16 protein-coding genes are annotated in these 17,757 nt (G+C 62.4%); 2 read left to right on the top strand and 14 right to left on the bottom strand.

All coding sequences use genetic code 11. From position 1 onward, the window contains the following. The first annotated feature begins 45 nt into the window (after positions 1-45). On the top strand, positions 46-798 hold the full coding sequence (locus tag P3T42_RS13480) for a Fic family protein (RefSeq protein ID WP_429306326.1): 753 nt from the start codon (positions 46-48) through the stop codon (positions 796-798). Positions 799-832: 34 nt separating this feature from the next. Here P3T42_RS13480 and ureG read toward each other — a convergent pair whose 3' ends face one another. The 13 genes from ureG to urtA form a co-directional block, all read right to left on the bottom strand. Then, positions 833-1,480 (bottom strand): urease accessory protein UreG, encoded by a 648-nt coding sequence (gene ureG, locus P3T42_RS13475; RefSeq protein ID WP_074302131.1) that lies wholly within the window; start codon positions 1,478-1,480, stop codon positions 833-835. Positions 1,481-1,492: 12 nt separating this feature from the next. Next, entirely contained in the window at positions 1,493-2,173 is a 681-nt protein-coding gene (locus P3T42_RS13470) for an urease accessory protein UreF (RefSeq protein WP_429306562.1), read from the bottom strand. After that, on the bottom strand, positions 2,160-2,789 hold the full coding sequence (ureE, locus tag P3T42_RS13465) for an urease accessory protein UreE (protein ID WP_429306325.1): 630 nt from the start codon (positions 2,787-2,789) through the stop codon (positions 2,160-2,162). Before ureE ends, P3T42_RS13470 begins: the two co-directional genes overlap by 14 nt. Before the next feature lie 2 nt (positions 2,790-2,791). Then, a complete protein-coding gene (ureC, locus tag P3T42_RS13460) occupies positions 2,792-4,498 on the bottom strand; it encodes an urease subunit alpha (protein ID WP_429306324.1) in 1,707 nt (568 codons plus the stop codon). 70 nt (positions 4,499-4,568) lie between these two features. Beyond that, positions 4,569-4,874, bottom strand: a complete 306-nt coding sequence (locus P3T42_RS13455; protein WP_074302127.1) for an urease subunit beta — start codon at positions 4,872-4,874, stop codon at positions 4,569-4,571. Between the two features lie 19 nt (positions 4,875-4,893). Next, positions 4,894-5,196 carry an urease subunit gamma gene (gene ureA / locus P3T42_RS13450; protein WP_074266173.1) on the bottom strand — a complete coding sequence of 101 codons (303 nt, stop codon included), beginning with the start codon at positions 5,194-5,196 and terminating at the stop codon, positions 4,894-4,896. 161 nt (positions 5,197-5,357) lie between these two features. Beyond that, positions 5,358-6,161: a transporter substrate-binding domain-containing protein gene (locus P3T42_RS13445; protein WP_074302126.1), complete on the bottom strand. Its 804-nt coding sequence runs from the start codon at positions 6,159-6,161 to the stop codon at positions 5,358-5,360. A 544-nt stretch (positions 6,162-6,705) separates the two neighbouring features. Then, complete coding sequence (locus P3T42_RS13440; protein WP_429306323.1) at positions 6,706-7,587, bottom strand: urease accessory protein UreD; 882 nt, start codon at positions 7,585-7,587, stop codon at positions 6,706-6,708. Positions 7,588-7,731: 144 nt separating this feature from the next. Beyond that, positions 7,732-8,424 (bottom strand): urea ABC transporter ATP-binding subunit UrtE, encoded by a 693-nt coding sequence (gene urtE, locus P3T42_RS13435; RefSeq protein WP_074302124.1) that lies wholly within the window; start codon positions 8,422-8,424, stop codon positions 7,732-7,734. Positions 8,425-9,266: 842 nt separating this feature from the next. After that, positions 9,267-10,130: an urea ABC transporter ATP-binding protein UrtD gene (gene urtD / locus P3T42_RS13430; RefSeq protein ID WP_074302123.1), complete on the bottom strand. Its 864-nt coding sequence runs from the start codon at positions 10,128-10,130 to the stop codon at positions 9,267-9,269. Next, positions 10,127-11,317 (bottom strand): urea ABC transporter permease subunit UrtC, encoded by a 1,191-nt coding sequence (gene urtC / locus P3T42_RS13425; protein ID WP_074302122.1) that lies wholly within the window; start codon positions 11,315-11,317, stop codon positions 10,127-10,129. Before urtC ends, urtD begins: the two co-directional genes overlap by 4 nt. 1 nt (position 11,318) lies before the next feature. Continuing rightward, positions 11,319-12,944 (bottom strand): urea ABC transporter permease subunit UrtB, encoded by a 1,626-nt coding sequence (gene urtB, locus P3T42_RS13420; protein ID WP_429306322.1) that lies wholly within the window; start codon positions 12,942-12,944, stop codon positions 11,319-11,321. Between the two features lie 159 nt (positions 12,945-13,103). Further along, a complete protein-coding gene (gene urtA / locus P3T42_RS13415) occupies positions 13,104-14,402 on the bottom strand; it encodes an urea ABC transporter substrate-binding protein (protein ID WP_074302120.1) in 1,299 nt (432 codons plus the stop codon). Between the two features lie 362 nt (positions 14,403-14,764). On the opposite strand from urtA, the gene P3T42_RS13410 reads away from it, so the two are divergent. Beyond that, positions 14,765-16,102: an aspartate aminotransferase family protein gene (locus P3T42_RS13410; protein ID WP_429306321.1), complete on the top strand. Its 1,338-nt coding sequence runs from the start codon at positions 14,765-14,767 to the stop codon at positions 16,100-16,102. A 109-nt stretch (positions 16,103-16,211) separates the two neighbouring features. Here the strand turns inward: P3T42_RS13410 and P3T42_RS13405 are convergent, their stop codons facing one another. After that, positions 16,212-17,732, bottom strand: a complete 1,521-nt coding sequence (locus P3T42_RS13405; protein ID WP_429306320.1) for a DUF3443 domain-containing protein — start codon at positions 17,730-17,732, stop codon at positions 16,212-16,214. Positions 17,733-17,757 lie beyond the last annotated feature (25 nt).

The following is a 17,757-nucleotide window of genomic DNA, read 5'->3' as shown; positions in this document are numbered from 1 at the left end:
CGCTTACGCTGGCGCGCTGCCCAACGCTTTCTCCATGATCCACTTATGACGCTCTTTTCCGACCTTGGCTTCCAGTGGGACCGCGCAGCGATTCCAAACGATCTGCCAACCCATTCGACTAAACGGGTTTGCTTTCGCTTCCATCGGATGCTGCCGGAGTTCGTTTGGGATGCAAGCGTACTTGAGGGCAATCCGTTCACATTTCCCGAGGTCAAGACGTTGCTCGATGGCGTGACTGTCGGCGGCCGGAAGATATCCGATCAGGAGCAGATCCTGAATCTCGCGGACAGCTCGAAGTATCTACTGTCGCTTGTTCAACGAGAGCGGTTCGCACTGGATAAGGTGACGTTTTGCGATCTGCATCGCATTGTGGCGCGGAATGAGGCGCTCGAGTGGGGGGTGTTCCGTGGCGAGGGGGAAGAAACGCATTACACACCGGACGTAGCATTGGGGGAAAAAGGGCGTTACACGCCGTTGCCTACCATTGCAGGTGCCCCCGAACTGAATCGCGTTTTTGCGGCAGGCGCGCATGCGCTAACGGAACAGGTCGAGAATCCGTTCGAGCGAGGCTGTGCCTTTTTTCTTTTCGGCGCGCTGCAGCAGTTTTTCTTTGACGGAAACAAGCGCACGTCCCGCTTTATGATGAACGGCGTGCTGATGTCGAACGGCATTGATGCCATCAGTGTCCCGGCACAGCGCGCCGGCGATTTCAACGAAAAGATGGTGCACTTCTATACGTCGAAGGATGCGACCGAGATGATGGCCTTCCTCGCGCAATGCCATCCGGCGTCCGGGTAAGACGCACCGCGACGATCCGACGCGAGCGCTCAGATCAAACCGTCAACAACCCCTTCTTCTCGATAAACGCAATCACCTCATCCAGGCCGTCGAGCGCCTTCAGATTGCACATCACGAACGGCCGCTCGCCGCGCATCTTCTTCGCGTCGGATGCCATCACGTCGAGGTTCGCACCGACCATCGGTGCGAGGTCCGTCTTGTTGATCACCAGAATGTCCGACTTCGTGATCCCCGGGCCGCCTTTGCGCGGAATCTTTTCGCCGCCGGCCACGTCGATCACATAGATCGTCAGGTCCGACAGTTCCGGGCTGAAGGTTGCCGCCAGGTTGTCGCCGCCCGATTCGATGAACACGATGTCCGCATCGGGGAAGCGCGTCAGCATGCGGTCGACGGCTTCCAGGTTGATCGAGGCGTCTTCGCGAATCGCGGTATGCGGGCAGCCACCCGTTTCCACGCCCATGATGCGTTCGGCCGGCAACGCGCCCGCCACCGTCAGCAGACGCTGGTCTTCCTTCGTGTAGATGTCGTTGGTGATGGCGACGAGGTCGTAGCGGTCGCGCATCGCCTTGCAGAGCATTTCGAGCAGCGTGGTCTTGCCGGAGCCGACCGGGCCGCCGACGCCCACACGCAGCGGCGGCAGTTTCTTCGTACGATGAGCGGTGTGATGCTGAGGTGCGTTCATGATCGATATCTTCTATGAGCGGAAGAGCCGCGAGTATTGCGACTCGTGACGCGCCGACAGGATGCCCAGTTGCGGCGCGAAGGTGTTGATGTCGTCAGGGGGTGTGGCCAGTGCGCGTTGGACGGCGGCGTCGATAGGCGCACGCAGTGCGACGATGATACGTTGTCCTGCGAGTTGTCCGAGCGGGACGGCTTTTAACGCGGCTGCGGCCTGGTTTTCGACCCAACTGAAGGCGTAAGCGGCGAGTGCTGCGTCTGCGCAGACGTCGTGAGCATAAGCGGCGAACGCGAAGGCTGTGGGTTGCGCCAGGGGCGTCATGGCCGCCAGCGTGGCGCGGCGCTCGGCGTCGCCCCATTCGAGCGACACGCACAACTGCCGCAGCGACCAGCCCATCTGTTCCGTTTCGCGGCGCAGTTCGGCGGACTCGCGGCTCGCGAGGAATTCGCTGTTGGCAAGCGCGAGGCCTGTCGCGTCATGCGCTTGCCAGCGTTCGATCTGATGCGCGAGGAACGGCAGTTCGCCGAGCGCGAGGACGTCGGTGAGACCGCTCGCGATCCAGTCGCGGGCGCTGTCAGCGTCGGTGATCAGGTGCGCTTCGATGGCGGCTTCGAGACCCTGCGAATAGCTGAACGCGCCGATCGGCAGCGCCGGCGACGCGAGATGCAGCAAAGCCGTGAGTTCAGCGATGCGCATGCTTGGAATGGTCGTGATCGTGGCCGTGGTCGTGATCGCAGGACGCGTCGCAATCGCTGTGGTCGTGGGAATGGTCATGCCCGTGGCCATGATCGTGCCCATGATGCTCGCCATAAACCTGCTGCGCGAGCGCATAGTCCTCGGCAAAGGTCTCGTCATGCCCGTGCTTATGCCCACCGCCATAAGCCCCGGACTCCGGCTGAAACGGCAGCGTGACCTGCTCGACCAGCGCGCCGATCCGCTTGAGCATATCGGCGAGCACCGGATCGTATTCGAGCTTCAGATACTCCGCTCCCACCTCAACCGGCGTGTGCCGGTTGCCCAGATGATAAGCCGCCCGCGTGAGCGTCAGCCGGTCCCGCGCGGTGACCATCAACACCGCTTCGGCCGCGGCGACCACGCGCACCAGCGTGCCGTCTTGCGCCACCAGCACGTCGCCGTCGCGCAGCACCGTGCCGCGCGGCAACACTAGCGCCACCTCTTCACCGTTATCGAGCGTCGCCGCCAGACGGCTCTTGCGGCGCGCGTCGAAATCGAGCGTGAGCGTCGGCGCGCGCTTCACCAGTACGGCGGCGAGCTTGATCTTCGGATCGATCAGTTTGTCGATAGTGCGCATGGTCAGAACAGGAAGTAGCGTTGCGCCATCGGCAGCACGGTGGCCGGTTCGCAGGTCAGCAACTGGCCGTCCGCAACCACTTGATACGTTTCCGGATCGACGCTGATCGCCGGACGCCACGCGTTGTGGATCATGTCGGCCTTGCTGATGTTGCGGCAGTTCTTCACCGGCACGATGCGCTTGGTCAAACCGTAGCGCTCGGCAATGCCCGCATCCGCGCTCATCTGCGATACGAAGGTCAGCGAGGTGCGCGCCAAAGCGCCGCCGCGCGTCGCGAACATCTCGCGGTAGTGCACCGGTTGCGGCGTCGGGATGGAGGCGTTCGGATCGCCCATCTGCGCCATCGCAATCATGCCGCCCTTGAGGATCAACGACGGCTTGATGCCGAAAAACGCCGGTTCCCAGAACACCAGGTCGGCCCACTTGCCGGGTTCGATCGAGCCGACTTCGTGCGCAATCCCATGCGTGATGGCCGGATTGATCGTGTACTTGGCGACGTAGCGTTTGGCGCGGAAGTTGTCGGCGCGCGCGTTGTCCTCGGGCAGCGCGCCGCGCTGCACCTTCATCTTGTGCGCGGTTTGCCACGTGCGGATGATCACTTCGCCTACCCGTCCCATGGCCTGCGAGTCGGACGACAGCATCGACAGCGCGCCGAGGTCGTGCAGAATGTCTTCGGCCGCAATCGTCTCGCGGCGAATGCGCGACTCCGCAAACGCGATGTCTTCTGCAATCGACGGATCCAGGTGGTGGCACACCATCAGCATGTCGAGGTGCTCTTCGAGCGTGTTGACGGTGTACGGCCGGGTCGGATTGGTCGACGAGGGCAGCACGTTCGCCTCGCCGCAGACCTTGATGATGTCCGGTGCGTGGCCGCCGCCTGCGCCTTCGGTGTGGTACGTGTGGATCGTGCGGCCCTTGAAGGCAGCCACCGTCGCTTCGACGAAACCGGCTTCGTTGAGCGTATCCGTATGGATGGCGACCTGGGTGTCGGTGTCGTCGGCGACGGACAGGCAGTTGTCGATCGCCGCCGGCGTCGACCCCCAGTCCTCGTGCAGCTTCAGACCGATCGCGCCCGCGGCGATCTGCTCGGTAGCGGGATCGGGCAGGCTCACGTTGCCCTTGCCGAGAAAGCCGATGTTCATCGGATAGCCGTCGGCGGCCTGCAGCATGCGTTCGAGGTGCCACGGCCCCGGCGTGCAGGTGGTGGCATTGGTGCCGGTTGCCGGACCCGTGCCGCCGCCGATCATCGTCGTCACGCCGCTCGTGAGGGCTTCGTCGATCTGCTGCGGGCTGATGAAGTGGATGTGCGTATCGATGCCGCCCGCCGTCACGATCAACCCTTCGCCGGCGATCACTTCGGTGGCCGCGCCGATCGCAATCGTCACGCCGGGTTGAATGTCCGGATTGCCGGCCTTGCCGATTGCGAAGATACGGCCATTCTTGATGCCGATATCGGCCTTGACGATGCCCCAGTGATCGAGGATCACCGCGTTGGTCACGACCGTATCCACGACGTCGGCGTGCACGCGCTGCGACTGGCCCATGCCGTCGCGAATCACCTTGCCGCCGCCGAATTTCACTTCTTCGCCGTAGGTCGTGTAGTCGTGTTCGATTTCGATCAGCAAATCGGTGTCGGCGAGTCGCACGCGATCGCCGGTCGTGGGGCCGAACATTTCCGCGTATGCGCGGCGGCCAATGCGTAAAGTCATGGTGTGAAATCCGGAAAGTGGCAGGACGGGTGTGCGCAACGCGCGCTGACGACGGGGCTCATGCCACGCCTCAGAGCGGTCCCATGACCTTGCCGTTAAAGCCGTAGACGACGCGGTTGCCCGCCAGCGCGACCAGTTCGACGGTGCGCTCCTGGCCGGGCTCGAAACGCACGGCGGTACCTGCCGCGATATTCAGCCGGAAGCCGCGCGCCGCTTCGCGATCGAACGACAGCGCCGGATTCACTTCATAAAAATGGTAGTGCGAACCAATTTGCACCGGACGGTCGCCGGTGTTCGACACGGTGACCGTGACCGTCGCGCGGCCCGCGTTGAGTTCGTGCTCGCCGTCGTCGGTGAGAATTTCGCCGGGAATCATCAGGGGCTCCGGGGCGGGGTCAAGGAATCGGATGGTGGACGGTCACGAGCTTCGTGCCGTCAGGGAAGGTGGCTTCCACCTGAATGTCCGGAATCATTTCCGGCACGCCTTCCATCACGTCGTCGCGCGTGAGTAGCGTGGTGCCGTAGTGCATGACTTCGGCGACCGTCTTGCCGTCGCGCGCCGCTTCCATCAGCGCCGCCGAAATGAACGCAATCGCCTCCGGGTAATTCAGTTTCAGGCCGCGCGCGCGGCGGCGCTCGGCCAGCAGCGCGGCTGTGAAAATCAGCAGCTTGTCCTTCTCGCGGGGTGTCAGCTTCATCGGATATGTGGTTGGGTTGCGCCCGTCCCAGAGGGGCCAGGCGTCGGATGCCATCGGAGGCGTGCGTCGCGGTGTCCGCCCTGAGACCGGCACAGGACGAACCGCGACAAGCTTACCGCCAGATCAGTTTACAAAGATATCAAGTAAAACTAACGATGTGCTTACAGCGTTGCGGGCAGCGGCGCGCCGAACCACTTCTTCGACATGGTGTTGAGCGTGCCGTCGGCCTTGGCTTGGGCGATGGCGGCGTTGACCTTCTCCAGCAGCCGGCTTTCATTTTTATTCATGCCGACGAAGCATGGTGAATCCTTTATGACGAACTTGGGTTCTGGGCGACGTGGCGGATTCTTCGCATTGATGGCCGCGGCGACGATATTGCCGGCGGCGATCAGTTGCACCTGACCGGAGAGGAACGCGGCGATGGTGGCGTTGTTGTCTTCGAAACGCTTGATGGTGGCGTTCGGCGCCATCTGCGTGAGGGCGATTTCTTCGAGTGCGCCGCGCGTCGCGCCGACCGTCTTGCCGGTGAGATCGGCCGGGCCGCTCACCTTGATGTCGGCGGGGCCGAACACGCCCTGATAGTAGGGGGCGTAGGCGTTCGAGAAGTCGATTACTTTCTCGCGGTCGGGGGTCTTGCCGAGTGATGAGATGACCAGGTCGACTTTATTGGTCTGTAGATAGGGGATGCGGTTTGCGCTGTTGACCGGGACCAGTTGCAGTTTGACGTTCATCGACTTGGCGAGCAGCGCGGCCGTGTCGATGTCGTAGCCTTGCGGTTGCATGTCGGGGCCGACTGAGCCAAACGGTGGATAGTCCTCGGGGACAGCGACTTTTAGTACGCCGGCTTTGGTGATGGTGTCCAGGGCGTCGGCGTGGGCCGCTGGTGTCGTTAATGCCAGGGCCGGTGCGAGCAGGAGGGTGGCGAGCCAGGTGCGGCGCGCACGGCGGTGCGATGGTTGGGTCATGTCTATCTAAGCGGTGGTGGGCGGAGCTGGGTGGTTGCCGTCTGGTGCGGCAGTGTTCGTGGTGCTTTTGCGAGCAAGGTGTATGCCAGAGGGGTGGGGCTGCGCATGCTCGGGGTTTTCGGTGGGCTTGCACCTCTTCTGGGCCTTGTTTGCTCCTGTTTGGTGCCTGGTTGGCCTTTCCTTGTTTTCTTCGTGGTCTATTAGCGTTGCCCCTGTGCGGGGCGGCACCTACTTTTCTTTGCCGCCGCAAAGAAAAGTAGGCAAAAGAAAGCGGGCTCACACCGCTAGCTCGTAGATGTCCATCTCTGTTTGGCCGCCCGGTGTGGTCCGAGACGAGATCCGCTCTCGCATTTCGCTCGTTTGTGACAAAGCGCTCATTCATCCCGTGTGCGCACTTCGTGCGCCACGGTACGGTTCACTATGCCGCTCCTCGTCCACGCCGGAAGCTCCGCGGAAGATGGGCCATGCGCAAACGGTGGGGGTGGGGGCATCGAGATCGTGGCCCCGGGCTTAGCCGGTCCGGCGGGCGGACTTCCATCCGTTTTCAGGTCGTCCAGATTCGCAGCGGTACCGCCTCCACGCCATGCACGATCGGACGCAGTTGCAGCCAGCACTCGGTCAGCGCTCGTTGCAGCGATTCCATTGAGCGTGACACCGCGCGAATCAGTACTACCCCCGGTGTGACGCAGGTGGCGGCTGCGCGCAAGCTGTCGTCGAACGGAAGTCCGGCCGTCAGCGTTTCGGCGAGTGCGTCGTCGCAAGCGGAACCCACCGCCCATAACGTTCCGTACGCGGGGAATCCTGCGAGGCCCTGGGGGGCGTCGCGCAGCGGATCGGCTGCGGCAAGGTTGGCTCGTTCGAGCCAGAGCAATTGTCCGTCCGGGCCGACGATCCGCGAGGAAGCGCGCAGCGTGCCGGCCGACCAGCGCTCGCCCGCTGCCTGGCGGCCCAGTTGCGTCGCATCCCAGCCGAGCGCGGTCGCGCCTTCGGCCAGGGTCAGCGTGAAGTCGAGCGTGGCGTTGGCGTGATCGAACACGATGTTGTTTTGCGGCAGCCAGTCGAGCCTCGCATGAGCGCCGACGCGAACTTCGATCTGCTGGCGTGCGGCACGATCGTTCGACTTGTACCACTTCGTGGCGCCGGGCGTGGTTAGCACCGCGTGCGTACCGGCCTCGAGCGCCACGTCAATGTGAAGCTGGTCGCCCCCGGCGATGCCGCCAGGGGGATGTACGATCACCGCGTGGCAGACGGCCTGGCCTTCGGGGTAGAGCGGACGTTGCACACGCAGCGGGCCGTCGTGCAGACGATGCGCGAGCGTCGTGCGTTCACCGTGCTTCGCGAAGCCGAGTTCGAGCCGGGCGCGCCACTCTGCGTGCGCGGCGCAATGCGCAGACGCGAGCGTGGCATGGTTTTCATGAAGCGACATGCGGGTAGGCGTAGTAGGGCGGTGCGTGACGACTGCCTGACGGACGCTTGTTGCCGGAGGTCATGGATGCGCTTGACCTGATCTGCAGCGACGAGCGTACCGAGAGGATGTGCGGCGAGGATAGCACGCGTGAACGTCCTGCTATCACACCGCGATCAGGGCGCGTACGCCGTCGGCGTCCATGTTGGCGCCTTCGCCGCCGGCGACGATTTCACCGCGGCTCATGACCCAGTAGCGATCGGCGATGGCTTTGGCGAAGTCGTAGTACTGCTCGACGAGGAGGACGGTGAGCCCCATTTCTTCGACGAGTTGACGCAGGGTGCGGCCGATGTCCTGGATGATGGAGGGCTGAATGCCTTCGGTGGGTTCATCGAGGATGAGCAGTTGCGGCTCGCTCATGAGGGCGCGTCCGATGGCGAGTTGTTGCTGCTGTCCACCGGACAGGTCGCCGCCGCGGCGGCTGCGCATGTCTTTTAGGACTGGGAAGAGTTCGTAGATGCGGTCGGGGATTTTGGATGGGGCTTTTTTGCTGGCGGCGCCTACCAGCAGGTTTTCTTCTACCGTCAGGCGCGGGAAGATGTCGCGGCCCTGGGGGACGTAGGCCAGGCCGTTTGCTACGCGGGCATACGTTGGCAGTTTCGTTAGCGGCGTGCCGCGCCAGGAGATTGCGCCGCTTTTTGTTGGGACGACGCCCATCAGGCAACGCAGTAACGTTGTCTTGCCTACGCCGTTGCGGCCTAATAGTACCGTTAGCTTACCGTCTGGTACTGTTAGTTTCACGTCTCGGAGGATGTGGCTGCCGCCGTAGTACTGGTTTAGGTGTTCCACTTCTAGCATTGCTGTTTGTCCTCTGGGTTCTTTTTTTTGCTGCTTGCAGATGGGGGGTTTGCCTGCGGCGGTTTGGTTTTGTCGTTGTTCCTACCTTGTTGGCCTTTCCTTGCTTTGTTAGTGGTCTATTAGCTTCGCCCCTGTGCGGGGCAGCACTTACTTTCTTTGCCGCCGCAAAGAAAGTAAGCAAAGAAAGCGGGCTGCCACCGCTAGCGTTTAGTGAGCCATCTCGGTCTGCCACCGGAAACGGCCCAACACAAGACCTGCCCTCGCACCACCCACGCTAGTGACAAGGCACTCATCCGCTCCAGCGTCGCGCTTCGCGCCCCGCCGTCAGGCATAACTCCCCACCAAAACGCTATCCGCTAGCACCGCCTTTAACCACTATCAACCGCCAACCGCCAACCGCCAACCGCGAAATCTAAGTGTGCCGAACTGTCCCGGGGTGTGACTACGAGCTAGCTTGTTCTGTAACTACGGCACTTACAGTGAGCATTTGGGGCGTTGTGGTGAGCAACGGACAAATGCGGGCAACCGTATGGTGAACCGTACCGGGGCGCACGAGGTGCGCACGCGGGATGAATGAGTCCTTTGTCACTGGCGAGTGTGGTGCGAGAGACTGTCTCGTTTTGGGCCGTTTCCGGTAGCGGACCTAGATGGCTCACTACGAGCTAGCGGTGGCAGCCCGCTTTCTTTGCTTACTTTCTTTGCGGCGGCAAAGAAAGTAAGTGCTGCCCCGCACAGGGGCAACGCTAATAGACCACTAAGAAAGCAAGGAAAGGCCAACACCAAACGCAAACCACCAACCACCAACCACCAACAACAAAGCCGCCGCAGGCAAAAAAAAACCCTCACCGCCCCAGATAAGACTCAATAACAGTCTCATCCTGCTTAACTTCATCAAGCGTGCCATGAGCGAGAACACGTCCTTCAGCCATAACGGTGACCTTCCCGGCCTCGCCAGAGAGAGCAGCAACAAACTCCATATCATGCTCCACAACCATCATCGAACAAGTGCCACGAAGATGATTAAGAAGCTCGGCCAACTGCATAGTTTCATCATCGGTCATGCCAGCCGCAGGCTCATCAAGCAGAAGAAGCGCCGGCTGCTGCATCAACAACATGCCAATCTCGAGCCGCTGCTTCTGCCCATGCGACAACTCCCCAGCCAACCGCCTCGCCTCACTCTCAAGACGAATCAGCGAAAGCGTCTCCTCAATCCGAGCCTGCGCCTCCCGATCCAGCCGCGCCCGCAAAGAAGCCCACCATCCCTTGTCAGCCTTCATCGCCAGCTCGAGATTCTCCCAAACCGGATGCTGCTCAAACACCGTCGGCTTCTGAAACTTGCGCCCAATCCCCGCTCGCGCAATCGACGGCTCGTTCATCCGCGTGAGATCGATCGTCTGTCCAAGAAACACCTTGCCGGAATCCGGCTCAGTCTTCCCCGTAATCACATCCATCATCGTCGTCTTGCCCGCGCCGTTAGGCCCGATGATGCAGCGCAATTCGCCCACATCGATCGACAACGTCAACGCATTCAACGCCCGGAACCCGTCGAAGCTAACCGTCACATCCTCAAGATACAAAATCGTCCCGTGCGACACATCAATCTCGCCCGGTGTCACCACTCGCCCAAAATCCGCGACGCCGCTCAGAGAGTGTTCTGCAGGGTCTTCCGGTAAAGCCAGGTCAGGCACCATCGGGTTCTCGTTCATGAGCGATCCCTCTTGCGCATCGCGAGTTCGAGCAACCCCATGATGCCGTTCGGTAGCAGCAACGGCACCAGCACGAAGATCAAGCCAAGAAAGAACAGCCAGTATTCAGGGAAGTTCGCCGTGAAAAAGCTCTTCGCGCCATTCACAGCAAACGCTCCGATAATCGGTCCAATCAGCGTGCCGCGTCCGCCCACCGCCACCCAGATCGCCATTTCAATCGAGTTGCCCGGCGACATCTCGCCCGGATTGATAATGCCAACTTGCGGAACATACAGCGCCCCAGCAATCCCGCACAGAATCGCCGACACCGTCCAGATAAACAGCTTGTAGCCAAGCGGGCTGTAGCCGAGAAACATCAGCCGCGTTTCGCCATCGCGCACCGCTGTGACCACGCGTCCAAGCTTTGAGGTCACGATGGCCCGCGCACCCAGAAACGCCAGCACCAGCACCGCAAACGTAATCAGAAAGAGCGCCGTGCGCGTGCCCGGATGCGTGATCGGAAAGCCGCCGATCCGCTTGAAGTCCGTAAAGCCATTGTTGCCGCCGAAGCCGGTTTCGTTGCGGTAGAACAGCAACATCGCGGCGAACGTCATGGCCTGCGTGATGATCGACAGGTACACGCCCTTTACTCGCGAGCGAAACGTGAAGAAGCCGAACACCCAGGCAATCACGGCCGGCACCAGGATCACCAGCAGCAACGCGTACCAGAGATGCTGCGTGCCTTCCCAGTACCACGGCAACGCGTGCCAGTTCAGAAACACCATGAAGTCGGGCAGATCGCTCTGATAGACGCCGTCGTGACCGATCGCACGCATCAGGTACATGCCGATCGCGTAGCCGCCCAGCGCAAAGAACAGTGCGTGTCCCAAGCTTAGGATGCCGCAATATCCCCATACGAGATCCAGTGCGAGTGCGCCGATCGCGTAGCACATGAACTTGCCGGTGAGCGTCATCATGTACGCGGACAGGTGGAACGCGCTCGTTTCCGGCAGCACCAGCGCCGAGAACGGCACACCCAGGCCGATCGCGACGATCAGCGCAATCAGCGCGATCCATGCCGGTCGCGACAACAGCGCGGGACGCGGCGGCAAGCCCAGCGCGAAGCCCGACTGCGCGGCACGTTCGGTGCCCGGCGGCGCGCCCGTGCCGGACGGTGTGACGGAAGCGGGGGAGGTTGCCGATGTCATCTCATGCCTCCGCGCTGCGGCCCTTCAGGGCGAACATCCCCTGCGGCCGCTTCTGGATGAACAGCACGATCAGGACAAGCACCGCGATCTTCGCGAGCACAGCGCCCCAGAACGGTTCGATCGCCTTGCTGATCAGCCCGAGTCCGAAGCCGCCGATCACCGTGCCGGCCAGTTGACCGACGCCGCCCAGCACCACCGCCATGAAAGAATCGATGATGTAGCTCTGACCCAGATCCGGACCGACGTTACCGATCTGCGAAAGCGCACAGCCGCCCAAGCCCGCAATGCCCGCACCAAATGCAAAGGCGTACGAATCGACTCGCGCCGTCCGCACGCCGACGCACGCAGCCATACGGCGGTTTTGCGTCACGGCGCGCACGAACAGGCCGAGACGCGTTTTCGTCAGCACCGCCCAGGCAATGCCGACTACGATCAGCGAGAACGCCAGAATCGCCAGCCGGTTATACGGCAGGATCAGGCTGGGCATCACGGTGACGCCGCCGCTCATCCACGCCGGATTGCTGACCTGCACGTTCTGCGCGCCGAAGATCATCCGGGTCGCCTGGATCAGGATCAGGCTGATGCCGAAGGTGGTGAGCAAGGTCTCGAGCGGACGGCCATACAGATGTTTGAGCACGAGCCGCTCCAGCACCATGCCCACCAGCGCCGCCGCCACGAACGAGGCCGGCACCGCCAGCAGCGGATACCAGTCGAAAGCGCCAGGCGCGAAGCGCTGGAACAGGTTCTGAACCACATACGTTGCGTACGCACCGATCATCAGGAACTCGCCATGCGCCATATTGATGACGCCGATCAGCCCATACGTGATGGCGAGTCCCAGCGCGGCCAGCAGCAGCACGCTGCCGAGCGACAGGCCCGCGAACAGCGTGCCCGCAATCTGGCTGCGGCGCTGGATCGAGTCGAGCTCGTCGATGCCGGCCTGCGCAGCGGCACGCACCCGGTCGTCGCTTTCCACGAACGTACCGTCGGGCTTCTTCGCGACGAGCGGCCGCAGCAGTTCGTTCATGTCGAGGTCGTGGCGCGCGGCCACGAGCTGCACGGCTTCAAGGCGCGTTGCCGGGTCGCTGTTGTGCAGCGCCGTCATGGCCCATAGCGTGTCGAGTTTCTTCTTGAGACCCGGATCGGTTTCCTTCGCGCGCTGCGCGTCGATCAACGGTTTCATCGAAGGATCGGGATTCTGCAGCAGCGCGTTAATCGCCGCGCGGCGCGTTTCCAGATCCGGAGAGTCGAGTTGCGAACCCGACAGCGCGCCCGACACCTTCGAGCGCAGCAGATTGTTCAGCGTGACTGGTTGCGCATCGGGTGCGCTGACCGTCTTGCCGGTGATGACGTCTTTGGTCGTGTCGCCGTCCTGGATCAGCACTTCGCCGGAGTCGGTCGTGAGCGCATTGTCCTCGGACAATGCCTTGAGCAGCGCTTGCGACGGCGCGTCGTGATTGGCGATCAGTTTGTCGATCGCCGCGGATTTCGCGTCGAAGTCGTCGGCGGCGAGCGGCGCGACGTCGGCTGGGGTCAGCGCAAACGCCGCCAGCGGTGCGACGGTGATGAGCGCGATACCCAGCGCACCGATACTGCGCCGTGTGAGCCTCAAAATGGAAAACGCCATGATGCCCTTTGAAGATTGACCGGCAGGCGGCGCGGCATCGAATCCGCCAGAGATGCCGCGCCGTCGGGTCGCTAGTGAGGCGGGTGCGTCGTCCAGTCGGCCTGAATCCTCCGGCGCAACTGGACCTGTGCGGGCGTGCGCTGCACGCCCTCCGTTACGTCAGGCCACTCGCGAACGGCGCAGGAACGCCGGAATCGAACTGACCACATCCGGCTTGCCCTGGTTGCCGGCAATGAACGGGCTCCACGGTTGCGCACGAATAGCCGTCTTGGTGCGCCACACCACGTTGAACTGGCCGTCGGCACGCACTTCGCCGATCATCACCGGCTTGTGCAGATGGTGATTGCCGTCCATCGTCAGCACGAAGCCTGACGGTGCGTTGAAGCTTTGGCCGATCATCGCCACGCGCACCTTGTCCACATCCGTGCTCTTGGCTTTTTCAACCGCCTGCTTCCACATATGGATGCCCACGAAGGTGGCTTCCATCGGATCGTTCGTCACGCGCTTGTCGCCGCCGGGCAGGTTGTTGTCCTTGACCCACTTGGCGAACATCGCCTTGAACTTGGTGTTCTCCGGATTGCGCAGCGACATGAAGTAGTTCCATGCCGCGAGGTTGCCCACCAGCGGCTTGGTGTCGATGCCGCGCAGTTCTTCTTCGCCGACCGAGAACGCCACCACCGGTACGTCCGTTGCTTTCAGGCCCTGGTTGCCGAGTTCCTTGTAGAACGGCACGTTCGAGTCGCCGTTGACCGTCGAGATCACCGCAGTCTTGCCGCCTTGCGAGAAGGTCTTGATGTTCGCGACGATGGTCTGATAGTCGCTGTGGCCGAACGGTGTGTAGACCTCCTGAATATCGGCGTCCTGGACGCCTTTCGACTGCAGGAACGCGCGCAGGATCTTGTTGGTCGTACGCGGATAGACATAGTCCGTGCCGAGCAGGAAGAAACGCTTGGCGCCGCCGCCTTCGGCGCTCATCAGGTATTCGGTGGCCGGAATCGCCTGCTGGTTCGGCGCTGCGCCCGTGTAGAATACGTTGCGCGACATTTCTTCGCCTTCGTACTGCACCGGATAGAAGAGCAGGCCATTCAGTTCTTCGAACACCGGCAGTACCGACTTGCGCGACACCGAAGTCCAGCAGCCGAACACCACCGCGCACTTGTCCTGGGTGATGAGCTGGCGTGCCTTCTCGGCGAACAGCGGCCAGTTCGAGGCCGGGTCCACCACGACCGGCTCGATCTGCCGGCCCATCACGCCACCGCTCTTGTTGATTTCCGAAATGGTCATCAAGGCGGTGTCTTTCAGTGAGGTCTCCGAAATTGCCATCGTGCCCGATAGCGAATGCAGGATGCCGACCTTGATCGGCCCTGTGGCGGATTGCGCATTAGCAAACGGACTCTGGCCGGCGAGCGCCAAGGCGCCAGACATTGACCCGAGCTTCAACAGACTGCGACGTTTCATTTGCTACCCCTTGCCATTAGTGAAGAGTGTTTTATGGGCGTCGATTCCAGCCATGAAAGGCTGTCCTGCATGGTTTGCCCGACCACTACTGCAAGGCACATGCCAAGTGGTAAAACTGACCGTCAAGGGGCGGGATGCACGCTGCGATGCGGTCGTGCTGTGCGGGTTAATTCTGTGGCGTTATGCGCGCTGAGCGCAAAACTGGTGCATTTCGCGGCGACCCGCCTCCTTGCGGTGCGTGCCGCGCTGCAACGAAGCGTCCTTCGCCGCCAAGGAGCGGCCACGGTGCATCTCCGCCGCGCCTTTGTGCATGAGCGTGCGACTGCCTACACTGAAAGACCCACCTTGCGAGGAGACACGAAATGAACGAGCGCGTGACAACGAGCGCCAATCCCCCGGATATGGCCGCGTTCTGGATGCCCTTCACGGCGAACCGTCAGTTCAAGAGCGCGCCGCGCCTGCTGGCGAGCGCGAAAGGGATGTACTACACGTCGCACGACGGGCGGCGCATTCTCGACGGCACCGCGGGCCTCTGGTGCGTCAACGCCGGCCACTGTCGCGACGAGATCGTGGCGGCGGTGCAGGCGCAGGCGGCCGAGATGGATTTCGCCCCCACCTTCCAGATGGGGCACCCGAAGGCCTTCGAGGCAGCCACGAAGATCGCCCGGCACACGCCCGGCGACCTGAAGCACATCTTCTTTGTGAACTCGGGCTCGGAGGCCGTCGATACCGCGTTGAAGATCGCGCTGGCGTATCACCGCTCACGGGGCGAGGGGCAACGCACGCGCTTCATCGGGCGGGAGCGGGGGTATCACGGCGTGGGCTTCGGCGGCATCTCGGTGGGCGGGATTGCGCCGAACCGCAAGGCGTTCTCGGGCGGCTTGCTGCCTGCGGTCGATCATTTGCCGCATACGCTCAATATCAGGGAGGCGGCGTTTTCGAAGGGGCAGCCCAAGTGGGGCGCGCACCTGGCCGACGAACTGGAGCGCATCGTGACGCTGCACGACGCGTCGACGATTGCGGCGGTGATTGTCGAGCCGGTAGCGGGGTCGACCGGTGTGCTGATTCCGCCTGAGGGGTATCTGGAGCGGCTGCGCCAGATCTGCGACCGGCACGGCATCCTGCTGATCTTCGACGAGGTGATCACCGGCTGGGGCCGGCTTGGGGCGCCGTTTGCCGCGCAATATTTTGGCGTGACGCCCGATCTGCTGACGATGGCCAAAGGCACCAACAACGCCGCCGCGCCGATGGGGGCGGTGGCGGCGAGTGCAAAGGTTCACGACTCGATCGTCAACGGGGCGCCGGCCGGCATCGAGCTGTTTCATGGCTATACCTATTCAGGGCATCCGATTGCGGCTGCGGCGGCGTGCGCGACGATCGATCTGTACGAGCGCGAGGGTCTGTTCGAGCGCGCGGCGCGGATGGCGCCGGTGTTCGAGCGGGAGATTCACAAGCTGCGCGATGCGCGGCATGTGATCGATGTGCGTAATCTGGGTCTGGTGGGTGGGGTGGAACTGGCGCCGCGTGAGGGAGCGCCCGGGGCCAGGGCGTATGACGTGTTTGTGCGCTGCTATGAGAAGGGCGTGTTGACGCGTTATACGGGGGATATTCTGGCGTTCTCGCCGCCGCTTATCGTTGAGGACGGGCAGATCGCGGAGATTTTTGCCACGGTGAGGGAGGTGTTGAAGGAGGTGGCTTAGGAAGCGCGGTAGGCGTGGCTGAGGGGTGAGCGTGCGCCCTGCGATGACGAGAGGCTGGCAGCCTTGCGGCGCCAGCCTCTCGTTTTTAGTCGCGCGTGACGCTCGTCATTTAGAAGGCGACGAACGGTCCGGTTTGCGAACCGACCTTGGCGTTGTTGAGCACGGTATACACGTTGCGGCCGTAGAAGAACGGCAAGCCCCAGATGAATCCCCCGGACAACGGTGCGCCGAGACTATCGTAGGCGGCATAAGGATTCGCCAGCAGGTTGGCCGCGTTGCTCAATGAAAACGGTACCGTTGCGGACGAGCCGCTGCCATTGCTCGCCTTCAGGCCTGCTGACAAGCTGAGCGGCGTCGACGGGGCGTACCACGTGTCCGGCCATACGAACGCGGTCGGGATCGTGGTGTCGGGGAAGTAGTACACGTTCGTGCCGCTATCGATCGCACTGGTCAGCGCGCTGCCTTTATAGACCGTTGTGAAGAGGCCGTTCTGATCCAACTTCAGAATGTTCGCGCTCGAGGGTAACGCATTGTTCTGCTGGGTGCCGATGCCGAATATCAGTTGGCCCATCGCGGTAGCTTGACCTCCTGCCTGCAGCGGGGGCAGGCTGATGATCGTCCCGTTGTTGTCCGACGTGAAGTCGGCGACAGGGTTCATCACTTGCGTATCGAGCGGCACGCGTGCGCCAGTGCAAGAACCCGACGACGCGCAGTAGTAATAGGTCGCTGGCAACACGGTTTGCGCAGCGGCCGGGAAGTCGCGTATGCCCGACCCTATACCGATAACGCCCTTCGCGCCGAGCTTCGCGATGGCGCCGATGTTGGTCCCGCCGCGTGAAACGCAATCCGACGGCGTAGCAAAGGCGCCGTCGCCGATGACCTGGATGGGCAGATTCCCGGCGGATTCGCCGCCGATCGACACGTCCGCTCGCTTGACAGACCCCCATGTATAGCCGGAACCGAAGATCGCGCATTGGGCAATCGGCGCGTTGCCGGTCGGGTCGTTGGTGGCGCCGGTTTGTGCGGGCAATTGCGAAGGGAGTGCCGAGCCGAGCGCGCTTGCTAGTACGCGAACGCCGACGGAACCGGTGTCGAGCAGCATGTGATCGACGGTCGCGCATTGGTTGCTACCTTGCGTGCCGGGATAGCAGATCGTCGCGGTCACGTAGAGGCTGTTGATGCCGTTCATCGTCCGGTCAACGACGATCGGTGCAGTGTTATTGACGACGGGTGTTGGAGTCGGTGTTGGAGTCGGTGTTGGAGTCGGTGTTGGAGTCGGTGTTGGAGTTGGTGTAGGTGTAGGTGTAGGAGTTGGTGTAGGCGTTGGGGTTGGAGTTGGCGTTGGAGTCGGCGTAGGGACCGGCGTAGGCGTCGGACTCGGAGCTGGCGTCGGACTCGGTGCAGGAGTGGGCGTCGGCGTAGGCGTCGGGCGTGGGTTCGGCGTGGGACCTGGTGTCGGACTCGGCGAAGGACTCGGACTCGGCGTAGGCGTAACCGGCACCACCGTGTCACCCTTATCCTGCGCCGCATTACCATCGCCCTTATCGCCAGCACCACCGCCGCCACACGCGGAAACCGCCACGCTAGCGCTCAGCAGTGCGAAGCACAGTGTCTTGTTCAACTTCTTCATAATCGCGTTTTCCAGAGAATCTACA

The organism is Paraburkholderia sp. GAS38 (assembly GCF_050434965.1).
Lineage (GTDB): Bacteria > Pseudomonadota > Gammaproteobacteria > Burkholderiales > Burkholderiaceae > Paraburkholderia > Paraburkholderia phenazinium_A.
The sequence above is the reverse complement of the archived record's forward strand: the minus strand, read 5'-3'. Positions and strand labels throughout refer to the sequence as shown.